The sequence below is a fragment of the Micromonospora noduli genome (assembly GCF_003264365.1).
In the GTDB taxonomy this organism is placed as follows: Bacteria; Actinomycetota; Actinomycetes; order Mycobacteriales; family Micromonosporaceae; genus Micromonospora; species Micromonospora noduli.
Genome location: NZ_PYAK01000004.1, coordinates 220,516 through 241,678, shown reverse-complemented (window position 1 = coordinate 241,678; position 21,163 = coordinate 220,516). Strand labels below are relative to the sequence as shown.

Genomic DNA, 21,163 nt, shown 5'->3' with positions numbered 1-21,163 from the left:
CCGAGCGTGACGACGGCGAAGCCGGGAATCGGCGACCTGGTCGCGGTACGCGGCCAGCGCTGGGTGGTCAGCGATGTGCAGGAGGGCGAGCACAGCAGCCTGGTCAGCCTGCAGAGCGTCGAGGATGGCCGCTACGGCTACACCCTCGACGTCATCTGGGAGGTTGAGCCGGGGCGCCAGGTGCTGCCCAGCGGCTCGTTGCCCGACGTCACCGAGGGCAAGTTCGATTCGCCGCAGCGGCTGGCAGCCTTCCTCGACGCCGTCCGCTGGTCGGCGGTGACCTCCGCCGACGTGAAGACATTGCAGTCCCCGTTCCGCTCTGGTGTCGCCATCGAGGACTACCAACTGGAGCCGGTCGCGCGCGCGGTCGACGCGCCCCGGGTCAACCTGCTCCTCGCCGATGACGTCGGCCTCGGCAAGACCATCGAGGCTGGCCTGGTTGCCCAGGAGCTGCTGCTGCGCCAGAGGGCCCGGCGAATCATGATCGTTTGCCCGGCGGGTCTGACCCTCAAGTGGCGTGACGAGATGGCGGAGAAATTCGGCCTCGACTTCACCATCATCGACGCCGAACGCTGCGCCATGGTTCGTCGAACCCACGGCTCGGCGGCGAACCCCTTCGAGGTCTACCCGCTGAGCATCATCAGCCTGCCGTGGCTACGCGGGCAGAAGGCGCAGCGCCTGCTCGACGAGGTGCTTCCCGCCGACGGCCCTGCCTACCCGCGTACCTTCGACCTGCTGATTCTCGACGAGGCGCACCACGTCGCCCCGGCCGCCCCTAAGCAGGTCTACGCGATCGACTCGCAGCAGACCAAGCTGATCCGCCGGCTCGCGCCGCACTTCACCCACCGGCTGTTCCTCTCCGCCACCCCGCACAACGGCTACCAGGCGTCCTTCACCGCGCTGCTGGAGATCCTCGACAACCAGCGGTTCGCCCGGGGTGTTGACCCGGACCCGTCGGCGGTGAAGGACACTGTCGTCCGGCGGCTCAAGCGCGACGTCACCGACGCCGACGGAAAGCCCCGCTTCGTGGAGCGGGTCGCCACCGCTATCCCGGTTACCTACCCGGAGAGCGAGCGGCAGATCCACGCCCTGCTCACCGAGTTCGCCGAGCTGCGACGGAAGCGGCTGCACTCGCAGCGTGGACGCAAGGCGACCGATCTGGTCACGCTGCTGCTCAAGAAGAGGCTTTTTTCCAGCCCCGCCGCGTTCGCGCACACCGTGGGCGTCTACCTGGAGACCCTGCGCAGCCGTACGGCCCCCGCCGTCCTGCCGGCCGATGACGATGTACCGGAGTGGATGGAGGACTTCTTCGACGACGTCGCCACCTACGCCGACGACCAGCTCGCCGAGGCCGAGGACGACGCGCTCGGCCGGACCCGGGCCATGCAGCCCGACGCCAGCGCCGACGAGATGGCCCTGCTGGAGAAGATGTACCAGTGGGCCGAGGCGAAGGAGGCGCTACCGGACGCCAAGGCCAAGGAGCTGATCGCCTACCTCAGCGCGGTCTGCAAACCGGATGGCCGGCACTGGACCAACGAGCGCGTCGTGGTCTTCACGGAATACCGCGACACCCAGATCTGGCTGGCCGAGCTGCTCCGCCAGGAGGGTCTGGCCGGGCAGGGGCTCGTGCTGCTGCACGGCGGCACGCCCGCCGAGGAGCGGGAGCAGCTACGGCTGGCTTTCCAGGCCGACCCGACGAAGCAGCCGGTGCGCATCCTGCTCGCCACCGACGCCGCCAGCGAGGGCATCGACCTGCAGAAGTACTGCCACCGGCTGGTCAACTACGACATCCCGTTCAACCCCAACAAGCTGGAGCAGCGGATCGGTCGGGTCGACCGGTACGGCCAGACCACCGCCCCCGAGATCAAGCACTTCGTGGGTAGCGGCTTCGGTAAGGCCGTCGACTCGTTCGAGGCGGACCTGGAGTTCCTGTCCCGGATTGCCACCAAGGTGGCCCGGATGGAGGCCGACCTCGGTTCGGTCAACGCCGTGCTCGCCGACGCCGTGCAGCGCCGAATGCTCGGCCAGCACGTCGACGTGGACATCGACAAGGCGGGCAAGGGCAAGAGCACTCGCAGTCTGCCGGCCGAAACCAACCTGCGCGAGCAGGTCGTCAAGCTACGGGCGGAGCTGGACAAGACCGTCGAGGAACTCGGTATCACGCCGCCGGCCGTCAAGCGGGTCGTCGACACGGCGCTGGAGCTGGCACGTCAGCAGCCGCTGAAGCGGCACATCGACGACCGGCACCTGGTCGACGGCCTCTACACCGTCCCGCCGCTGACCGGTTCCTGGCAGCGGGCTGCCGCAGGGCTGACCGCGAAACTGCAGAGCAACGACGAGGAGCCTCGACAACTACCGGTCACCTTCGACTCCATGGTTGCCAAGGACCAGGACGAGATCGTGCTCGCGCACCTGAACCACCCCCTCGTAGCCATGTCGACCCGGCTGCTGCGCGCCGCCGTCTCCAACCCGGACATCGGGCTGCACCGGGTCACCGCCGTGGTCAGCGACGACCCGGCGCTGGAAGACGTGCTGGTCGGGGCGTACTCCCGGTTCGTGCTGGTTGGCACCGACGGCGTGCGGCTGCACGAGGAGGTTCTTTACGCCGGTGGTTGGGCGCCCGAGCACGGCCGATTCCGCCGGCTGGACAACCTCGGTACCCTCGCCGGCATCCTCGACCGGGCGATCACTACCGGCAGCGCCGCCTCCGGCCTGGTGGAAAAGCGGCTCGCCGAGCGCTGGCCCCGCGTCGCCGACGGTCTGCTCGCCGCCATCGACTGGCGCACCGCCACGCGCCACGAATCCCTGAAGCGCAAGCTCGACCAGCGGCAAACGGCTGAGCAGCAGCGCATCGTCGACAACCTCGACCAGTTCGCCGCCACCCTGCGCGGTGCGCTCGCCGACGATGACGCCGAGGACGCACTGTTCAGCCTTGCCGTAGCCGCGAAGAGCAAGGACGAACTGGCGCAATACCGCAAGGACCGTCAATCCTGGGAGGAACGCTTGTCGGCCCTGGAAGTCGAGCGCGACCGCGAACTCGCGGCCGTCGCCGCCCGCTACCGAGACCCGAAGCCGCACCGGTTCCCGGTGGCCGTGGTCTTCGTCGTGCCGAAGCGGGAGGCCATCCGATGAGCCGTACCTTCCGACGTCCCGCGCCCGACGGCGCCGAGCAGCACCGCAACTGGTTGAGCCTGGTCGAGGTCAGCGGGCCGTTCCTGAGCCTGCCGGTGCTCCGCGCCACCTGGCCGACGCTGGACGCGCTCGACAAGAAGACCCGCGAGCGGCTGCGCCAGGAGCACGCCACCTGGCAGGCCGACACCGTCGCGGGCCAGCTGCCCTGGATCGACTACGTGCTGGGTGATCTGCTCGGCTGGGGCGACACCCTGCACACCGAGGGCCTCGATGCGCTCGCGCACACCGTCGCCGAACACGACACCGAGCTGCGACCGTCGTTTGCGCTAGTGGAGCCGGGCGAGGAGATCAAGCCCGACAGCGTACGGATGCTGGGGATGGTCTGCCCGGCCGGCAGCCAGCCGACCGCCCGGATTCGTGATTCCGCGTGGGCGGCGACCCCAGTCGACCGGCTCGCCCACCTCTGCCGCCACCACAACATCGAGCTGGGTCTGGTCACCGACGGCCGGTGGTGGACGCTGGTCTGGGCACCGCGCGGCGGCGTCACCACCACGGCCGTCTTCGACGCGGTGGCGTGGCCCGAGGCGGCCGAGCGCGACGTGGTTCGCGCCGTCGTCTCGCTGCTGTCCCGGCACCGGTTCTTCGGCGTCCCCGATGCCGAGCGGCTGGTGCCGCTGCTGCGAGCCAGCCTCGGCAGCCAGGAGGAGATCACCGAGGCCCTCGGCGTCCAGGTCCGCCAGGCCGTCGAACTGCTGGTGGCCGCAATGGGCCGCACCGACGTGCGGGACCGGGAACTCGGCGGGCGCGGCCTCCAGGACGTCGACGCGCATGACGTCTACCGGGGCGCTGTCTCCGTCATGATGCGGATCGTCTTCCTGCTGTTCGCCGAGGAGCGCAAGCTACTCCCCGCCGACAACGAGCTGTATGTGAAGGCGTACTCGGCGGGGCGGCTCTGCGCCGAGCTGGAGCAACGGGTCATCGAAGGCAGCGAGGAAGATCTGGAGCACAGCTCCGCCGCCTGGCACCGACTGCTTGCTCTCTTCAACGCCGTCTACCGCGGCGTTGACCACCGCCGGCTCACCATGCACGGCCATGACGGGTCGCTCTTCGATCCGGACGGCGCGTCGTGGCTGCCGCTGACCATCGACGACCGGACTGTGCTGCACATGCTGCGCGCCGTGCAGTACGTCGAGATCGGCACCGGCCGGTCCCGCGAGCGCCGCACGCTCAGCTTCCGCGCCCTCGACGTCGAGCAGATTGGGTACGTCTACGAGGGCCTGCTCTCCTTTGAGGGCTTCCGTGCGGAGGACGTGACCGTCGGGCTGATCGGCAAGGAAGGGCTGGAGGAGGAGGTCGCGCTCGCCGACCTGGAGGCTTTGGGTGAGCTGGCGTCCGACGTGCCCGCGCTGGCCAAGGCGCTCGCCGAGAAGTACAAGGACTCGAAGATCGGATCGGTCGCGGCACTGACCAAGCGGCTGGCACCGCTCGACGGGGTGGAGCGCGAGGAGGCCCGCAAAAAGCTGCTTGCCGTCACCGGTGGCGACTACCCGCTCTCCGAGCGGCTGCTGACGTTCATCGGGGTCATACGTGAGGACCTGCGGGGTCTGCCCGTGGTGATCCTGCCCGGTGCGCTCTTCGTCACCGAGTCCGCGCTGCGCCGCAACACCGGCACGCACTACACACCGCGCTTCCTCGCGGAAGAGGTGGTCGAGGGTGCCTTGGAGCCGCTGGTCTACGAGCCGGGGCCGTTGCAGACCGCCGATAAGTCACAGTGGAAGTCAAAGTCTAGTGAGGAGATCCTGGCCCTCAAGGTCGCCGACATCGCCATGGGGTCGGCGGCGTTCCTGGTGGCTGCGGCTCGTTACTTGGCAGGTCACCTGATCGAGGCGTGGTCGCGGGAAGGGGACGAGCGGGCGTCCGCCTATCAGCAGCGTGGGGTCGATCGGCCGGTGGACGCCGACGAGGACTCATTGGTGGTGGAGGCGCGGCGGCAGGTCATCGAGCACTGCCTGTACGGGGTGGACATCAACCCGATGGCGGTGGAGATGGCGAAGCTCTCGCTCTGGTTGGTTTCGATGGACCCGAAACGCCCCTTCACCTTCCTTGATGACCGCCTCGTCGCCGGCGACTCGCTCCTCGGCATAACCTCGCTGGAACAGCTTGAATATATGCATCTGGACCCGAAGAAGGGCAGGAAGCTGCACGAGGGCACGCTGCACGACTTCACCTCCAAGCTTCAGTCCGTGATGGCGGAGGTCGCCGACGACCGACGGGCCATTGCCGAGGTCGACTTAGGCGACGATCCGATGGCTTCGATGGCGAGGAAGCGTGAGCTGCTCAAGGCCGCAACCGAGAAGGCGGAGCTTTTCACCCTTTTCGCGGATCTGACGGTCGGTGCGGCGCTCGCCAACGTGATCCGGGGCGAGCGCGGCATTGAGGCCGGAGCTCTCGAGGCAGCCAAGCTCGCCAACGACGTCGCCTCCGGCTCTGACAGGCAGCCGGTCGATCGGCGGCGGACGCGGTGGCTGGCTACCGGCCATGTTCCAGGCTCGTTCGAGCGAAAGCCCCTGCACTGGCCGATGGCTTTCCCTGAGGTCTTCGAGCGCCAGGGCTTCGATGCCGTCATTGGGAACCCCCCGTTCCTAGGTGGCACCAAGATCACTGGTCCAATGGGCATTGCCTACCGGGAGTACCTAGTGGAAGGGATAGCTGGTCGGTTGCGTGCTGGAGGGCGATGCGATTTAGTCGCTTACTTCGTGCTCAGGGCTCACGAGTTGCTCAACCGCTACGGCCAGGCCGGGCTTATCGCTACTAACACCCTTGCTCAGGGGGACACCCGGGAAGTAGGCCTCGATCAGTTGGTGGAGCGGGGGGTCACAATTCGACGCTCGATCAAAAGTCGACCATGGCCGGCTCAGAGTGCCGCGCTCGAATATTGTGCTGTGTGGACATCCCGGGCAACCCTCGGCGCCGGTGCATCTAGGTTCGCGGATGGCGTCGCGGCCGACACAATTACAACCTCGCTGGATCCCGCTTCGCGCGTGTCTGGGAGCCCCTATCAGCTGGTAGCGAATGCAGGGATGGCCTTTGAGGGCTCCAAAGTGACAGGCATGGGCTTCGTGCTTGATCCCAGAAAGGCGCAGGTGCTTGTCGAGAGTGACCAGCGTAATGCTGAGGTGGTGTCCCCCTACCTCAATGGCGAGGACGTCAACTCTCGTTCAGATTCCTCGGCAAGTCGCTGGGTTATTAACTTTCATGACTGGCCTGAGCAGAAGGCGAAGACGTATCCCGCTGTATTTGCCATCGTTGAATCCTATGTGAAGCCGGAGCGGCAGCGGAGGAAGCCGGATGGTACTTACGTCCTTCGCCGGCCCCTCCCGGAGCGCTATTGGCAGTATGCAGATAAGCGGCCGGCGATGTTGAGAGCTATATCAACCTTCGATCGGGTACTCGTCTTGACTAAGGTGAGCAAGACGGTCATGCCGGTGATGGTGCCGACTGGTCAGGTCTTCTCACACGCACTCGGAGTATTTGCGACGGATGACATGGCGGTGTTGGCGCTGCTATCGAGCGCGCCGCACTACTGGTGGGCGGCCAGCCGGGCATCGTCGATGAAGGCCGATCTCCGTTACACGCCGTCGGATGTGTTCGAGACATTCGCGCTGCCGGAGCTGACGGCGAAGATGCGGGCGCTGGGGGCCCGCTTGGACACATTCCGACGGGATGTGATGCTAAGCAGGAAGGCGGGTCTGACGGCCACTTACAAGCTCGTGTTCGACCCCAATTGCCAGGACGCGGACATCATGGAGTTGCGGCGGATTCATCGCGACGTCGACGAAGCGGTCTGCCTCGCTTACGGGTGGAACGACTTGGTCGCAGGGGGACTTGACCACGGCTTCCACAAGGCCGGCGCCTACGTCCGCTACACCCTTGGACCAACGACGCAACGCGAGATCCTTGACCGGCTGCTGGAACTGAACCACCAGCGCTACGCCGAGGAAGAGGCGAAAGGGCTGCACGACAAGAAGACCGGCCGCAAGGCGAAGACCGCAGAAGGGACGTTGTTCTGATGGTCGACGTACAGGGTGGCCTTTTCCCTCACCCCCGTGGCGAGCAGCAGGCGCTATCGCTGTCCGGTAGAGGCGATACCGACCAGCCCGCGCCGGTTCCGCCGCTCGACGTACCGCAGACGTTCCCCGAGGTGACGTCTTACCAGGTCCGGGACGAGCTTGAGGAGCTGATCGGGCGGGACTTGCTCGGCCCGTGGGACGGCGAGCGTGAGGAGTTCCGGTCCGGCGCGATGGGCCCGCGTGAGCGCTACCTCGTCGGCATGCTCGGCCCGAAGCAGCGCCCGCGCTCCGACCGTCGTGAGGCGGCCGAGGTGGCAGACGTGGACTCCGCCGTCCAGGGCGACGGCGCGGAGGCCGAGCTGCCCGAGGTGGTCACCCCGCAGAACCTGGGCAAGATGTGGGCCTCGTCCATGGGCCTGTCGTTCGCCGTTCCCGGCGACGTCGACGTGCTCACCGTGACCGCTGACTGGGGTCGCTACGACCTGCGCGAGTCCGAGGACGAGAAGGGCAAGAAGCGCCGGGTCTGGTACCGCGAGCCGATGTCGTACCGCAAGGAGGTCCGCCTCGACAGCGAGTCGTCCTACCGGATGCCGCTGACGGTGGCGGACGAGGACGAGCCGGGCGTGCACCTGGCCGTCGAGGTCCGGCCGCGCGACGGCCGCCGGGTGGTGCAGCTCGCACTCATCAACACCCAGTCCGAGGTGACCAGTAACGGCGACACGACCTGGCTGTTCCAGGCCGCCCTGACGGTGAGCGCGCTGGACGGCGCTGCCGCCGTCTTCCTGCCGATCGATGACCCGCTGGACGGGGTGCAGGGCGTCGGTGACGATCTGGAGGAGACGCACCTGCGACTCCTCTACCGGTCGCAGCGCCGCTACGCCTCCGGCCGCAACGTCGCCGTCCACCCGTCGGTGCGTGAGGACGAGCGGTGCGCGTATCAGCTCGCGACCACCTGGCTGCCCACCCACAACGTGCCGGCGACCGTCGCTCAGGTTGGAAAAGACAGCGGCCTGGCGGGCGTGGAACTGTCCATGGACGCGCTCTCCACCGCCGACATTGACCGGCTGCGTACCCGGCTCGCGCCACTGGCCGATGGGTACGAGGACTGGCTGGACGACGAAGAGGCCAAGATCCCCGGCCTACCGGAGCCGCTGCGTCCCGCCGCCGTGACCGCCGTGTTCAACGCGCGCCGGGCCGCCGAGCGGATCCGGGCCGGCATCGCGCTGCTCACCGATCCGGAGACCGAGAAACACGCTGATGCCATCGCTGCTTTCCGCTTCGCCAACGAAGCGATGGCGCTGCAACGTCGACACAGCGAGGTTGCCCGGCTCCGCGAGGAGCAAGGCCTGTCGTACGCGAAGGCCAGGGCCGCCATCGACGCGCGCGGCGCCGCAGCCGCCTCCTGGCGCCCGTTCCAGCTCGCGTTCGTACTGCTGAATCTGCCGTCGATCACCGATCCGGCGCATTCGGAGCGGGCCGCCGACCGGGACGCGACCGTCGACCTGCTCTTCTTTCCCACCGGTGGTGGCAAAACGGAGGCGTACCTCGGGCTGACCGCTTTCACCTTCGCGATCCGTCGTCTCCAGGGCGTGGTCGGTGCTGGTGCGGACGCCCGCAGCGGCGCGGGCGGTGTGGCCGTGCTGATGCGGTACACGCTGCGGCTGCTCACCGCGCAGCAGTTCCAGCGGGCCGCTGCCCTGGTTTGCGCTGCCGAGGTGCTGCGCCGACAGGCCGAGAGCACCTGGGGTGCCGAACCGTTCCGGATCGGGCTGTGGGTCGGTGGCGGGGTGTCGCCGAACTGGTTCACCGAAGCCTCCGAGCAGATCGCGGAGGCGCGCGAGGCCGGCAGCGGCAAGTTCACCAACGTCCTGCAGACGTTGAGCTGCCCGTGGTGCGGGTCGAAGCTGCGCGCCGAGCGTGACCTGACCGTCCGCGAGGATGAGCGGCGGGTCCTGGTCTTCTGCCCCGAGGCCGAAGGCGGGGACGCCTGCCCGTTCTCCCGGACCCGCTCCGCCGAGGGCCTGCCGATCCTCACGATCGACGAGGAGATCTACCGGTACGCCCCCAGCCTGGTCATCGCCACCGTCGACAAGCTCGCCCAGCTGCCCTGGCGGGGCTTCGCCGGGATGCTCTTCGGTCGGGTGCGGGAGCGCTGCCCCCGGCACGGCTACCGGCACGACGACCTGGACGCAAAGACCGGTTGCGGGGCTCGGCACAACAAGAAGGGCAAGCTGCCGGCCGTCAACAGTGAGCCGGTCATCCGGCTGCGCCCGCCGGACCTGATCATCCAGGACGAGCTGCACCTCATCTCCGGTGCGCTCGGCACCATCGTCGGCCTGTTCGAGGCGGCCGTCGACCAGCTCTGTACCTGGTCGTTGCCCGGTGGCCGCGAGGCCGGGCCGAAGATCGTGGCGTCCACGGCGACCACCAAGCGGGCCCGGGAGCAGGTGCTCGGCGTCTTCGGCCGACAGCTCGCCGTCTTCCCGCCGCCGGTCATCGACATCACCGACACGTTCTTCAGCCGACAGGTGCCGGTCACCGTGCAGAATCCCGGCCGCCGATACCTGGGCATCTGTGCGCACGGCGTTCGAATGAAGTCGGCAGAGATCCGCGTCTCGGAGATCCTGCTCATCGCCGGGCAGACCCTCTTCGACACGTACGGGCAGCCGGCCGACCCTTACATGACTACCGTCGGCTACTTCAGCGCCACCCGCGAGTTGGCCGGCATGCGCCGTCTCCTCGACGACCAGGTCACCACCCGCGTCCGCAGCCACGGCCGACGCAAGGGACTCTCCGACCGGATCGCCGGCACGCAGATGCTCAACGTGCAGGAACTAACCTCCCGGGTCTCCTCCGCCGACATCAGTGAGGTGCTCAAGCGGCTGGAGAACGGCTTCGACCCGGAGCTCGACACCACTGCCCGACGGCGGGCGGTGCTGGAGGACATGCGGGACGCGTTCAAGGCCAAGACCGCGTCGAACCCGAAGCTGTCCCTGCACCCGGTCACCCAGAGCTTCTACCAACGACAGGACGAGAATCGGGTGCCGGTCGACGCGGTGCTCGCCACCTCGATGCTCCAGGTCGGCGTCGACGTGTCCCGCTTCGGCCTGATGGTCGTCACCGGGCAGCCGAAGAACACCGCCGAGTACATCCAGGCGTCTTCGCGGGTCGGCCGCGACGCGAAGCGGCCCGGCCTGGTGGTCACCCTCTACAACTGGACGAGGCCGCGGGACCTGGCCCACTACGAGGACTTCGAGTACTACCACGCAACCTTCTACCGTCAGGTGGAGGCACTGTCGGTCACCCCGTACACCCGGCGGGCGCTGGACCGAGGCACCACCGCGACCCTCGTCGCGGCCGTGCGCAACGGCGAGGACAGCTTCTCCCGCAACACCGACGCCCATGACGTGCCGCTCGATGGCCCGGAGGTGCAGCGGGTCATCGGCCGGCTGCTGGCCCGCGCCGAAGCGATCGGCGGTACGCGCGGTCGCGACTACCTCCAGGAGCGGCTCAACACGCTCCGCGACGCATGGAACAAGAAGAAGACCGGCTCGTCCCGGCTCGGCTACTCAGAGGGCACGTTCAAGCAACAGAAGCTGGATGGCCTGATGACCGTGGCCGGTGGCGGGCGGTGGACCGGCCTGACGGTCGGCATGTCCATGCGGGAAACCGAGAACGAAATCAACCTGGTGCTGCCCGCCGGCGGGGAAATCTTCAACCCGCAGTACGGGACGCCGGAGTGGTCCTTCGGCCCGCAGACCGACGGTAAACGGGATGAGGATTTGCCCGACGGGGATGAGCTGGGCGAATCGACGCTGACCGGGAAGGGCAACTGATGGCCGCCAACTACTTCCGGCGGGTCGGTGCCGTCCGCCCCAGCCACCTGATGTTCACCACCGGAGTCGGCTCGATTGTCGACCTGCCCAACTTCTCCGTTCTCGTCCGAGGGCTCGACGACTGGAACTACTCGGTTGTGCCCCAGTGGGAGGAGATCGTGGAGCCCCGGCTGCTCGCCGCCGTGCGGGCGCTGGGGTTGCGTTCCGTCAAGGAACTGCGTCCGGCGCCGTGGCTGGACGGTACCGACCGAGAGCCGACCGGCCCGGCCGGCCGAGTGGGCGTGCCGATCACGCCGTTCCCCGGTTGGCTGCGCTGCACCGCCTGCGACGACCTGGCCCCGATCGACTCGAACGTCTTCGGCTTCGAGAACTCCAAACCGCGCAAGCCACACGAGGCCCGCTTCTTCCACACGGTGTGCAGCCGCAAGAAGTCGGGGCGCAAGCCGATGGCGGTGGGTGCCCGGTTCGTGCTTGCCTGCACCGCCGGCCACCTCGACGACTTCCCGTACGCCCACTTCGTCCACCAGGGCGGTGCCTGCCCCAACGCCAGCCATCCCAAGCTGAAGATGGATGACCGCGGCGGCAACCTGGGCGCCAACGTCGAGATCAAGTGCGTCCCCTGCGGCGCCCGCCGCAACATGAAGGAGGTCCTCGGTCCACGGGGCGGGGACAAGCTGCCCCGCTGTCGTGGCCGTCGACCGCACCTGGGCGACTTCGACCCGAAGGGCTGCGGCGGTGCGGAGCTGAAGCTCCTGGTCGTCGGCGCGTCGAACCAGTGGTTCGCGCAGACCCTCTCCGCCCTGGCTGTGCCGCGCACCGGCGCGAGCGAACTCCAGGCCAAGGTGGAACAGCACTGGGCCGCCCTGGAGGGTGTTCCCAACGTGGACATGCTGCCGTACCTGCGGACGGTCGTGCCGGCGTTCCGCGAGCTGGAACGGTGGAGCGACCAGGAAATCTGGACGGCGATCGAGCGGCACCGCACCGGCGCCAAGGGCGACGATGAGGAGAAGGGCTACCCCGACCTGCGGACGCCAGAATGGGAGATCTTCTCCACCGGACAACTGCCGCCGGCCACGGACGACTTCACCCTCCGCCGAGACCCCGACGGTGTTCCTGGTGAGCTGAAGAACGTCTACGCCGACGTGATCCAGGCCGAACGGTTGCGGGAGGTGCGTGCGCTGGTCGGCTTCACCCGACTCGACTCGCCCGACCCGGAAGACCCCGACCTCGTCACCCGCGCGTCGCTGTCCAAGGCGGCGGCGACCTGGGTACCCGCCAGCGAGGTACGCGGCGAGGGCATCTTCCTGCGCCTGCCGGAGGACCTGCTCGCCGCGTGGGAACAGCGGATCGAGTACACGGAGGTTATGCAGGAACACCGGGACGCGTATGCCCGGTTCCGCAAGAACCGCTACTCCGGTCGCATCGCGGGACCGTTCGACCCGATGCACCTCTGGCCGGGGGAGCGCTACATCGCTCTGCACACCCTGTCGCACCTGTTGATCCGCACCATTGCCCTGGAGTGTGGATACAGCTCGGCGAGTCTCTCCGAACGGATTTATTCCGGGACCGAGGCCGACCCGCAGCGCGCGGGCATCCTTATCTACACCGCCGTGCCGGACGCCGAGGGCACCCTCGGCGGGCTGGTGTCGCTGGCCGAGCACGACTCGCTGGTACGGCTTACCCGGCGGGCGCTGTCCGACGCCATGTACTGCTCGTCGGACCCGCTCTGTGCCGAACGGCTGCCCCAGGACCCGGCGGACTTCCTGCACGGGGCCGCCTGCCACGTTTGCTTGTTCGTCTCCGAGACAACCTGCGAGCGTGGCAACCGGTTCTTGGACCGGCGGTTCGTCGTGCCGATCGACAAGCCGGAGCTGGCGCTTTTCCCCGAGCTGCCATGAGCTGGCATCCGGCGTTTGAGGCGGCGGCCGAGGCTGCGGTGAACCGGCTCGGGCCGGGACACCTGCGGGTGCTGGCCGACCGCCTCGGCGACGGCTCGCCGGAGCAGGCCGTCCGGCACGCCGTGCCGGTGCCGGGATTCGCCGAGGCGGCCGGGGCGGTGCTGGCCGCGCAGCGGGCCTCGGGGTTGCCGGGCGTGGAGGTGTCGGCCTACCTGCGAGGGCTGGCTGCCGGGCACGCGCAGCGGTCAGCGGCGGTGCGGATCGAGTCGGTGTGGAGTGGGCCGAGCACCCACCCGGTGCCGGTCCGCGCCACCGCTCAGGTGCTGGTCGACCTGGTCGCCGAGGCCAACGCCGAGCTGCTACTGATGACGTACTCCGCCAAGCCCTACCCGCCCCTGCTGACGGCTCTGGCGGCCGCGGTTGCACGCGGCGTGACCGTGACCGTCGTGGTCGAGACACTGGCCGGAGCCGGTGGAGCGTTGAACGGCACGGAACCCGCCGCTGCCTTCGCTAACCTGCCCGGCGTCCGGTTGTGGCACTGGCCGGTCGAGCGGCGGGCCGAGGACCACGCCAAGATGCACGCGAAGATCGCTGTTGCCGATCGTCGCGTGTTGCTGGTGTCCAGCGCCAACCTCACCCAATCCGGGGTCAACCGCAACATCGAGGCGGGGCTGCTGGTGCGCGGCGGCACAGCACCCCAGCGGGCGGCCGAGCACATCGCGGAGCTTCAGAGCCGTGCGGTGCTGGTCAGGCTCCAGACATCTGGCCAGGGGTGGTGACCATGCTGGGTTCGGACGGCCCCACCGTCGCCACAGGTGACATCGCGCGCCTGGCGGGCGTCGGGCGGGCGGCGGTCAGCAACTGGCGGCGGCGCTTCCCCGACTTTCCGCAGCCCGTCGGCGGTAGCTCTGCCAGCCCTCTGTTCGCTCTGGCGGAGGTCGAGGCGTGGCTGAGCGCACATGACAAGCCGTTCCGACTCACCCCCGTCGACCGGGTCTGGCAGTCGCTGCGAGGCTCCGCTGCCGACCTGGAGCTGGGCGACCGAATCGGCTACCTCGGTGGCTTCCTGGTCTTCCTCGAGCGGGATCCGGCCGGCTGGAAGGCACTCGCCGACCAGCCCGACGCCGTGGTGGTGGACCGGCTGGTCGAGGCCATGCGCACGGCCGTCCCGGAGTTCGGGCACCTCATCACCGACCTGCCGGACCGGGATGCGGCGATCATCGTGCGCCTGGTCGCAGAGGCGGCCGACCAGGAGGGATCCCGGGCCGTCTTCGACTTCCTCTGCCAGCGCTATCTTGAGGTGCACTCCCGCCGCCACACTGTCACGCCCGCGGCGTTCGCCTTCCTCATGGTCGCTCTTGCCGCGTCGGAGACGGAGACCATTCTCGACCCGGCCTGCGGGATCGGCACCCTGCTGCTCGCGGCTGCTGGGAGCCGGGCTCAGGAGTTCCGCGGCCAGGAGGTTAACCGGACGGCAGCCCGTATCGCCGCCGCCCGGCTCCTCCTGCACGCCGGGAATGCCCGGGTCGCCGTGTCAGATTCACTGCGATCCGATGCGTACGCCGGGGACCTGTTCGACGCGGTGGTGTGCAACCCGCCCTTCGCGGACCGGTCCTGGGGGCATGACGAACTGGCCGGCGACGCGCGCTGGGAGTACGGCCTGCCGCCACGGGGGGAACCGGAACTGGCCTGGGTGCAGCACTGTCTCCGGCACGTCAAGCCCGGAGGGCGGGTCGCGATCCTCATGCCGGGCGCTGCCGCCAGCAGGCGTTCGGGCCGACGCATCCGGGGGAACCTGCTCCGTGCCGGGGCGCTGCGCGCGGTGATCTGTCTGTCGGCCACCGGACCGGCCGGGACGCTGGCACCGGATGTGTGGCTGATGCAGCGCCCCGACGGAACGCCGCGTCTTGACGAGGTGCTGATGGTCGATGCGTGCTCCGAACCGGCAGGTGCCGTAGAGGCATGGGTTGCTTTCTGCGCCGGGTCCGAGCTGCCGGCCGGTAGCCGGGCGGTGCCGATCATCGATCTGTTGGACGACGATGTCGATCTCTCTCCGGGACGGCACCTCGCTGCCGCCGGCACGCGACCGTCCGCGTTTCCACCTGTGCTGGCGGCGCTGAGCAAGGCCGTTGATGCCCTCGTGCCGACACTGCCGGACCTGACCGACAATCCGTCGCCTGACGTCCCGGTGATGACCACCGTCGGTGAGCTGCTTAGAACGGGCGCGGTCACCCTCCGGCAGGCTCCGATGAAGATGGGTACGGACGAGGACGGACCCACGCCGGTGCTCACCGCCCGGGACGTCCGGCTCGGGCGCCCGGCATCCGGGACAGCCGTGCCCCTACCCGGTGCGGTCACCCTCAGGGCGGGCGACGTGGTGACACCCCTCGCCTCACAAGCATCCGCTTTCCATGTCGTCACCGAAGGCGGCCCACTGCTCGGCCCGCGGCTCTACCTGCTCCGGGTCGACCCGGAGCAGTTGGATCCGTACTTCCTGGCCGGTTTCCTGCGGGCCACGCGGCATGGCTCGGGCTCCGGCGGTTCGTCCCTCGCCGGCCGCCTCGACATCCGCCGGGCCCGCCTGCCCCGGCTGCCCCTGTCGGAGCAGCGCCGGATCGGAGCAGCGTTCCGCCAGTTGATGGCGTTCGAGACGCGGTTGCGGGAGGCGACGGCTCTGGGGGAGGAGTTGGTCGAGCGAGGGTTCGTCGGTCTCAGCGACGGGACACTGCGCCCGACGGTGGCGGACTAGCGTGCGCATGCCAGTGGATCGAGAACGGGAAGGGCTGTCGCGGTGGGGATGCTGATCAACGGCCGGTATGAGCTGGACGACCTGCCCATCGGCCGTGGCGGCATGGGCGAGGTGTGGCTGGGGCACGACACCAAACTGGACCGGCACGTGGCGGTGAAGTTCATCCGCTTCCCGAACGGTGAGCAGGACAAGGACTACATCCGCCGGTTCGTCCGCGAGTCGCGGATTACCGCCCGGCTCGAGCACCCCGGTGTTCCGGCCGTGTACGACGTCGGGTCGCACGAGGGTCGCCCCTACCTCGTCATGCAGCGCATCCAGGGGATCAGCCTCGCCGACCTGGTCGCCGAGCAGGGCGCGCTGCCCATCGGCTGGGCGGCCGGGATCGCCGCCCAGGTCTGTGCGGTCCTCGCCGCCGCACATCAGGCGTCGCTCGTGCATCGTGACCTCAAGCCGAGCAACCTCATGCTCCAGCCCGACGGCGCGGTCAAGGTGCTCGACTTTGGACTCGCGGCAGCGCCCACCCTCGCGGACTTCTCGAAGATCACCGCCACCGGGCTGCCGCCCGGCACGCCGGCCTACATGGCGCCCGAGCAGATCGAGACGAACATCAGCGGCCCCGCCACCGACCTCTACGCGTTGGGCTGCACCCTGCACGAGATGCTCACCGGCGAGCGGCTCTTCAGCGGGTCGACCTCCTACGACGTGTGGAGCAAGCAGGTCAGCCACAAGCCGCTGCCGGTGCGCGGCGTGCGGGACGACGTACCCGTCGGCCTGGAGGACCTGCTGCTGCATCTGCTGCAGAAGAAGCCCGAGGACCGACCGGTGAGCGCCCAGGTCGTCTTCGACCGGCTCCTTCCCTTCGCCATCGGTCTCGGGCCGATCCCGGGGGTCCTTGATGGGGTGTCGACGGTAAGCCCCACCCGGATGTACGGCTCGATGCTGGCGCGGGTGTTCACCTCGGCCTCCGCGCCGCCGCCCGCCGGGCCGATCCTGCCGCCAGCGCCCACCACTGAGCCGGTCAAGCCGCCGGCACCGCCCCAGCGGCGGCCAGACGAGGCGTCGGGGATCGGACACTCGGACCTGCGGCATGCCCGAGCGGAAGCCAGTCGGCTGGTCGGGTCGTCCCGCTACGGCCAGGCCGCGGAAGTCCTCGCCGCCGCGGTCGCGCCGGCGATCAACGCTCTCGGCGAGGCCGACGACGACGTGGTGGGTGCCCGTCGAGAACTCGCCGACGCGCTCTTCGAAGAAGGCGACTACCGGCGGGCTGCCCCGGCGTATGAGAATCTCGCCCAGGATGTCGCCCGGGAGCAGGGCCCACGGGTTGATCTCGCGCTGCACTGTCGGCTGAGGGGCGCCACCTGCCGCGCGCTCCTCGGTGAGACCAGCGAGGCGTTGCGGCAGCTCGATGCACTCGTGCGGGACGAGACCGAGGCGTTCGGCGCTGACCACTCACGCACCTTGGAGCTGCGGCGCCAGATCGGCCTGCTCCAGCTCGGGGCTGGTCAGCGGCACGCCGCTGAGCAGACCCTGACCCGCCTTCTGGCGGACCAGACCCGGCTGCGTGGCGCCACCCACCCCAGCGCTCAGGAGATTGCCGACTTGCTCTCCGGACTGCGCAGGCCCAAATCCCGATGAACCACGCCGCCGATTGGCGGACCGCACCGCAGCACCGACCGATCACGTGACCGCCGCCGAAAGCGGCGTCGACTGAGGAGAGCGTCATGGGTGAGACCGCGGCACAGATCGAACACATCTCCATCCGCGTGCCGTGGCATGACAACGGCTGGAAGGGGACGGTCTGCGCCGATCCGCACGGCAACGGCACCTGCGTGCTGCTCAAGAACATCGGCCAGAACCGCCGTGACGACCATGAGCAGCGCCATGCCGGGCGCGACATCGCCGACCTGCCGCTGGTGGACGCTCCGCCCTGCGTGGCGGAACGGGCCACGTTCATGTCGCCCCGGGTGATCCCGTTCCAGCGCACGCACCCCTTCACGCAGAAGTCGCCGGCCTTCGCGACGTTCCAGCCCACCTCGCAGACCATGCCGCCGTACTCCGCCCAGGCGGTGCCCTTCCGGTGGATGTCCCGAGACGGAGCCAAGACGGTGAACGAGGAACGCCGCCTCGGCCTGCTGCCCGAGCTCGAGGAACGGGTCGACGCCATCACCGGCTGGGGAAACACCACATGGACGATGCACGGCGACAACCAGCGGGCGATCCTGGACTCCTTCTTCAGCTCGGTACAGACGGAGCGCAGCATCGTCTTCTTCTATGCCAAGCACAGTCCGCTCACTGACGACTCCCGTCGATTGCTCGTCGGTGCCGCCATGGTCACCGCCGTCACGCCGACCGGGGCCTACCGCAGCAGCGGTGGGGAGCCCTTCTCGGCCCAGATGTGGGAGACCACCATCGGGCACTCACTGCGCCCCGATCAGCAGCGGGGCTTCCTCATGCCCTATCAGGCGTTACTCGAGGCCCGCGACCGGAAGGGCGTCGACATCAGCGACGCGCTGGCGTTCGCTCCGGAGGGCGGCTGGGAGGCGTTCTCCTACGTCACCGAGCACGTCAGTCACGACCTCGCCATCGATGGACTGCTCGCGTTGATGGCGGCGGGACGCGCCGCCCGACGGGTCCTCGGCGACGATGCGGGCCCGCTCGGCTTCGACTGGCTGGAGGAGCAGCTCAACCGGCTTTGGAAGCTGCGCGGGCCGCGTCCAGGCCTGGCGAGCGTCCTGGCCGCCCTCGGCGTCCCGCAGTACGTGACTTTCGCCCACATGGTCGCCGCGGCTTCCGGTTCGGGTACCGATCCCTGGCAGACCCTTGAGGCGGCGATGGCGGACCCGGAACGGCTCGGTCTGACCGCCAAGACACACCTGACGCCCACCCTGCGCACGACCTGGAAGGCTCTCAGGCCCGAGCGGAGGCAACTGCTGCAACTGCTGAGCCGCTTCTCACTGACTAAGGATCAGGCCGAGAGGTTCTTCGTCGTCGAGCGACGCGACCCCGCGCTCCACGACCGCGACATCATCGCCAACCCGTACCGACTGTATGAGGCCGACCGCGACCAGCCCGAAGGCGTACCTCTCGCCGTCATCGACCGAGGGTGTTTCCCGGACGCCGCCCTGGCTTCCGCGTTCCCGCTGCCCAAGCCCAGTGCAATGGACGACGGCCTCGATGCGCGTCGGGTGCGTGCCTTCATCATGGAGGAGCTGCAACGGGCTAAGGCGGCCGGGCACACGCTCCAGCCTCAGGCCGACGTGGTCAACAGGATCCGAGAACGGACGCTCAGCGCACCGTGCCCGGTCACGGCGGACGTCCTCGACGCCCATCACCTGTCGGCGGAGAGCCTGCCTGCGGACGCATCGCTGACCGGGGTGACCCTGCCAAATGGTGCGCCGGCCCTGCAGCTCGCCGACCTAACCCGGGTCGGGGACGTCATCCGCGACCAGACCGAACGCCGTCTCAAGGCGGTTCCCATCGCCGGCGCACCCGATTTCGCGGTACGTCTCAACACGCTGCTGGGCCCCATGGACAACACCCTCCCAGAGGACGAACTGGACGCCGAGGAGCGTGCCCGGGCCGAGAAGGTCGCCGCCCTCAATACGCTCTACTCGTCGCGGATCAGCGTCCTTATCGGCTCAGCGGGAACTGGCAAGACCACCCTCTTGCAGGTGCTGCGGCACACGGAGTCGGTGGCCGCCGGGGGAGTACTCCTGGTCGCCCCCACCGGTAAGGCCCGGGTGCAGCTGGCGCAGCGGGTCGACGCCCCCGCGGTCACCCTGGCGCAGTTCCTGATCTCAACCAGCCGGTACGACCCGTGGACCGAGCGGTACCTGGTGACCGGTGACGTGCAGACTCGGTCCAAGAACTACAGGACCGTGGTGGTGGACGAGGCTTCGATGCTCACCGAGGAGCAGCTGGCGGCACTGCTCGACGCGGTTACCGGGGTGCAACGGCTGGTGCTGGTCGGAGATCCCCGGCAACTCCCGCCGATCGGCGCCGGTCGCCCCTTCGTCGACATCGTCCGTCGACTCGCACCCGACGACATCGCTACCCGCACGCCACGATGCGGACCTGGCTACGCCGAACTCACCATTCCCCGCCGACAGGTCGGACAGGAACGCGATGACCTGGTCCTGGCCAGTTGGTTTGCCGACGGGGAGCTGTCCCCGGCGGCCGACCTGGTCTGGGAGCGGCTGCGAGCGGGCGAGCAGTTGTCGACACTGCGCGCCGTCCAGTACGGCCGAGGCGACCTGTTCCCGACTCTCCTCGCCGTCCTGCGTGAGGAGGTCGAGGAGATGAGGATGGCGTCCGACGAGGATCTTGCCGCAGCTTTCGGCCGCAGCTACGGCGGCATCGTGTCCGCCAAGGGAAATCTCTACTTTCCGGCTGGCGCGGGAGGCCGCGCCGACGCCTGGCAGATCCTGTCACCTGTTCGCAGCCGGGGTTGGGGCACGATCGAGATCAACCGTGCGCTGAAGGACGCGTTCGGCACTGGTGCCCTCGAACAGGCGGTCGGGCCGACGCGGCGGAACGCCAAGCCGATCGGCCCGGAACGCATTGTCGTCGGCGACAAGGTCATCAACATCCGGAACCACCAGTTCAAGCCGTCCCGGATCTACCCCAAGGACGCGGAGCGTTTCGTCGCCAACGGTGAGCTGGGGGTGGTGGTCGGCCAGACGCGTTCCAAGTGGGTCACCTGGCCGCCGAACAAGACCGAGATTGAGTTCAGCGGCCGCGAGAGAGTCAAGTACGACTTTTACGACTGGTCCGACGACACCCGCGCGCCGATGCTCGAACTCGCATGGGCGATCACCATCCACAAGTCGCAGGGAAGCGAATTCGGTATCACCGTTGTCGTGCTCCCGGCGGAAGCTGCCGGGCTCAGTCGGGAACTGCTTTACACCGCCCTGACCCGGCAGAAGGGCAAGGTGATCCTGCTGCACGAGGCCGACCTCGACGAGGTCGCCAAGCGCGGCTCCCCCGTCTACTCCGACACCGCCGGTCGTCTGACGAACCTGTTCGTGCCGTCGGAACCCATTCAGGTCGGCGATGCCGTGGTCGACCGGGGCCTAGTGCACCGTACTGACCGGGGTGAACTGGTCCGCAGCAAGAGCGAGTTGTTGATCGCGAACCTGCTGCACCAGCTCGGTCTGTCCTACGACTACGAAACGCCCTTCATCGGCGCCGATGGCAGGACTGTTCGACCGGACTTCACGATTGACACGGACCTGGGGGAGAAGGTGATCTGGGAACACCTCGGGATGCTCTCCGACCCAAGGTATGCCGCCAAGTGGGCGCTCAAGAAGGACTGGTATGCCCGCAACGGGATCCTGTCGACGGAGGATGGCGGCGGAGCCCAGGGCATGTTGGTTGTGACAGACGATCGGGGTGGGGTGGACTTCCCGGCCTGGCGAAACCTTGCCCAGAAAGTCTTCGGTCTCTGAGTTTGCGGGCTGCGGCTGACGTCGCTTGCTT

General features: G+C 68.5%; 8 protein-coding genes. All 8 read left to right on the top strand.

Annotated features, from left to right (window positions below; genetic code table 11):
• The first annotated feature begins 6 nt into the window (after window positions 1-6).
• The 8 genes from drmD (at window position 7) to GUI43_RS05235 (ending at window position 21,132) form a co-directional block, all read left to right on the top strand.
• On the top strand, window positions 7-3,132 hold the full coding sequence (gene drmD / locus GUI43_RS05270) for a DISARM system SNF2-like helicase DrmD (RefSeq protein ID WP_211326642.1): 3,126 nt from the start codon (window positions 7-9) through the stop codon (window positions 3,130-3,132).
• Complete coding sequence (locus GUI43_RS05265; protein WP_112698153.1) at window positions 3,129-7,202, top strand: Eco57I restriction-modification methylase domain-containing protein; 4,074 nt, start codon at window positions 3,129-3,131, stop codon at window positions 7,200-7,202. Before drmD ends, GUI43_RS05265 begins: the two co-directional genes overlap by 4 nt.
• Entirely contained in the window at window positions 7,202-11,038 is a 3,837-nt protein-coding gene (drmA, locus tag GUI43_RS05260) for a DISARM system helicase DrmA (protein WP_112698152.1), read from the top strand. The genes GUI43_RS05265 and drmA overlap by 1 nt, the downstream gene beginning before the upstream one ends.
• Window positions 11,038-12,936 (top strand): MrfA Zn-binding domain-containing protein, encoded by a 1,899-nt coding sequence (gene drmB / locus GUI43_RS05255; protein ID WP_112698151.1) that lies wholly within the window; start codon window positions 11,038-11,040, stop codon window positions 12,934-12,936. Before drmA ends, drmB begins: the two co-directional genes overlap by 1 nt.
• Window positions 12,933-13,715, top strand: coding sequence for a DISARM system phospholipase D-like protein DrmC (drmC, locus tag GUI43_RS05250; RefSeq protein WP_112698150.1), 783 nt, complete (start codon window positions 12,933-12,935; stop codon window positions 13,713-13,715). The genes drmB and drmC overlap by 4 nt, the downstream gene beginning before the upstream one ends.
• 2 nt (window positions 13,716-13,717) lie before the next feature.
• Window positions 13,718-15,685 carry an N-6 DNA methylase gene (locus GUI43_RS05245; protein ID WP_112698188.1) on the top strand — a complete coding sequence of 656 codons (1,968 nt, stop codon included), beginning with the start codon at window positions 13,718-13,720 and terminating at the stop codon, window positions 15,683-15,685.
• A gap of 48 nt (window positions 15,686-15,733) precedes the next feature.
• Window positions 15,734-17,320, top strand: a complete 1,587-nt coding sequence (locus GUI43_RS05240; protein ID WP_112698149.1) for a serine/threonine-protein kinase — start codon at window positions 15,734-15,736, stop codon at window positions 17,318-17,320.
• Window positions 17,321-17,406: 86 nt separating this feature from the next.
• The gene (locus GUI43_RS05235) at window positions 17,407-21,132 is read left to right on the top strand and encodes an AAA family ATPase (protein ID WP_112698148.1); all 3,726 of its coding nucleotides are present in this window, start codon (window positions 17,407-17,409) and stop codon (window positions 21,130-21,132) included.
• Window positions 21,133-21,163: the final 31 nt, after the last annotated feature.